At 48.5% G+C, this 1985-nt stretch carries 5 protein-coding genes; 4 read left to right on the top strand and 1 reads right to left on the bottom strand.

The window, feature by feature from the left end; translation table 11 throughout:
- Positions 1-84: 84 nt before the first annotated feature.
- From ACSZPU_RS25370 to ACSZPU_RS25355, 4 genes are all read left to right on the top strand, one after another.
- The gene (locus ACSZPU_RS25370; RefSeq protein WP_499004365.1) at positions 85-426 is read left to right on the top strand and encodes a hypothetical protein; all 342 of its coding nucleotides are present in this window, start codon (positions 85-87) and stop codon (positions 424-426) included.
- Positions 427-496: 70 nt separating this feature from the next.
- Positions 497-667, top strand: coding sequence for a hypothetical protein (locus tag ACSZPU_RS25365; RefSeq protein ID WP_499004363.1), 171 nt, complete (start codon positions 497-499; stop codon positions 665-667).
- Positions 668-840: 173 nt separating this feature from the next.
- A complete protein-coding gene (locus ACSZPU_RS25360; RefSeq protein WP_004902250.1) occupies positions 841-1119 on the top strand; it encodes a type II toxin-antitoxin system TacA family antitoxin in 279 nt (92 codons plus the stop codon).
- Positions 1110-1592 carry a GNAT family N-acetyltransferase gene (locus ACSZPU_RS25355; protein WP_499004362.1) on the top strand — a complete coding sequence of 161 codons (483 nt, stop codon included), beginning with the start codon at positions 1110-1112 and terminating at the stop codon, positions 1590-1592. The genes ACSZPU_RS25360 and ACSZPU_RS25355 overlap by 10 nt, the downstream gene beginning before the upstream one ends.
- Positions 1593-1648: 56 nt before the next feature.
- Here ACSZPU_RS25355 and ACSZPU_RS25350 read toward each other — a convergent pair.
- Positions 1649-1985, bottom strand: a 337-nt coding sequence (locus ACSZPU_RS25350) for a hypothetical protein (RefSeq protein WP_499004361.1), incomplete at its 5' end; no start/stop codon positions are given.

The raw sequence follows: 1985 nt of genomic DNA, 5'->3' as shown, positions 1-1985 counted from the left end.
AAACGTGTGTTTTTAGTCATCCTGTTTACCTCTCTCTCAAAGAGTTTAGTCTCCAGGATTCCCGGGGCGGTTCAGAGACAGGACATGGGCAAAGTCCAGTGGATTTTTGTTGGTCACCGAAAGTTTGCTGTAGACAGCGACTGGAAAAGACGGGAAGAAGAGCGACGGTATCAGCTGCGTTGCCAGAAATATGATGCATGGTCAGAAAAATGGATCACGGTCTACAGGCTTAAGAACTCCCGTCTGTGGACAGACGCCGCCATACGCCGCTGGCTTGGCGTGCCCCAGCAGCAGGGCAAATATAAGGTTTTCTCTGTTGAAGTCGTCAGGATGGCGGAAACACGCCCGGACTTTCAGGCGTGGCGAAAGATACGTATCGATAAAAAACGAACTATGGATAAATACTCAGAGATCCCCTCTCTCTGAATGCGAATAACCGGCTTGTTCTCAAGCGTCTGACCCCACTTTACATACGGGCCTGACGTGTGACTGTATCATGGAGAAAGTTTATGAGCATCGAAGCAAAGCAGTTTTTACCGGCAGCGGCAGAAGAGTGCTGACAGATTATGGCAGGCAGGGAATGGGATCAGTTGATGGTGTCGGCTCTTCAACCGAGAAAATGCAGGACTACGTCGCTGCAGCTGTTTTTAAAACTGCGGCCAACTGACAACCAGCAGCTCGATGACATTATCAGTTGGATACAACTTTATCAGTCCTGAATGATGCATGATGATACAACGCGGCTTGTGTTTCTAACCGACGAAAGTATGACAGATTTGTATAGCGTTTCTATATACAAAGGCTATAATCGTATATAAATCTGCTAAACATGAGGTATCTATGAAACCAGACGTTCGTGAAGCTCCGATTAATATCCGGGCCAAAACATCACAGCGTGACCTGATCGACATGGCCGCAAGCCTGGTCTCAAAATCACGGACTGATTTTATGCTTGAGGTTGCCTGCAGGGAAGCACAGGACATTCTACTTGATCAACGACTGTTCCTCCTCAATGACAATCAGTTTGAGGCGTTTATTGAAGAGCTTGACGCCCCAATAACGCCGGAGCGCCAGGCGCGAATCGATAACCTGATGAACCGCAAATCACCATGGGAATGAGAGCGCCTGAATCCCTGACGGCTGAACATAACATCGCTGAGTTCTGCTGCCAGGAGCCTGCCCTTAATGAGTGGTTAAAGAAGAAGGCTCTCAGAAACCACAGTACCGGCATTTCCCGTGTCTATGTCGTCTGCGCAGAAAACACGAACCGGGTCATCGGTTATTATTGTTTATCTTCGGGTAGCGTCCACCGTAACACAGTGCCTGGGGCCTATAGACGCAACGCGCCTGAAGTCATTCCGGTCATTGTCCTGGGACGGCTTGCCATCGACCAGGCCTGGTCCGGGAATGGGCTTGGTGCCGCACTTCTTAAGGATGCTATATACCGTACGCAAAACATTGCCTTTCAGGTCGGGGTGAGAGCACTGGCCGTGCATGCGCTGAATGAAGAAGTTAAATGTTTTTACACCCGTTTTGGCTTTGAGCCTTCCATAGTCAACCCGCTGACATTGTTATTCCCGATAAAAGTCTGAATGGTTTTCTGTATTCTGATTTTTTAATCGACTCCAGGAGTCTGCGGACAACCATCTCATTTGCTTCTCCGCTGTGTGCCACAAGCAGTCATTGCTAATTCCTGACTGCAACCATTGGCGAGCAACTCCGCCAGTCGATATAACCCTGAGTTTATGCCTGCACATGCGTTAATGACCAAGAGCTTTATTTCTCGGACGTAATGTAGCGACTCGGAGTCCTTGGCAAAGAGTTGATAAACAAGCCGTTGAATTATTAGACGGGATTTTTTCTGCTCTGCATGGAGTGTGACATTATCGACATTAAGGAAGAAATGGGGGAACTGAACCGCCCCGGTTTTCCTGGAGAGTATTTTAGTTGGGAACTCAGGCTGCCAGATCCTTATTCCCGATGGA

The organism is Phytobacter sp. V69 (assembly GCF_965644215.1).
In the GTDB taxonomy this organism is placed as follows: domain Bacteria; phylum Pseudomonadota; class Gammaproteobacteria; order Enterobacterales; family Enterobacteriaceae; genus Phytobacter.
Note: the sequence above shows the minus strand (reverse complement) of the source record. Positions and strands in the feature narration are given on the sequence as shown.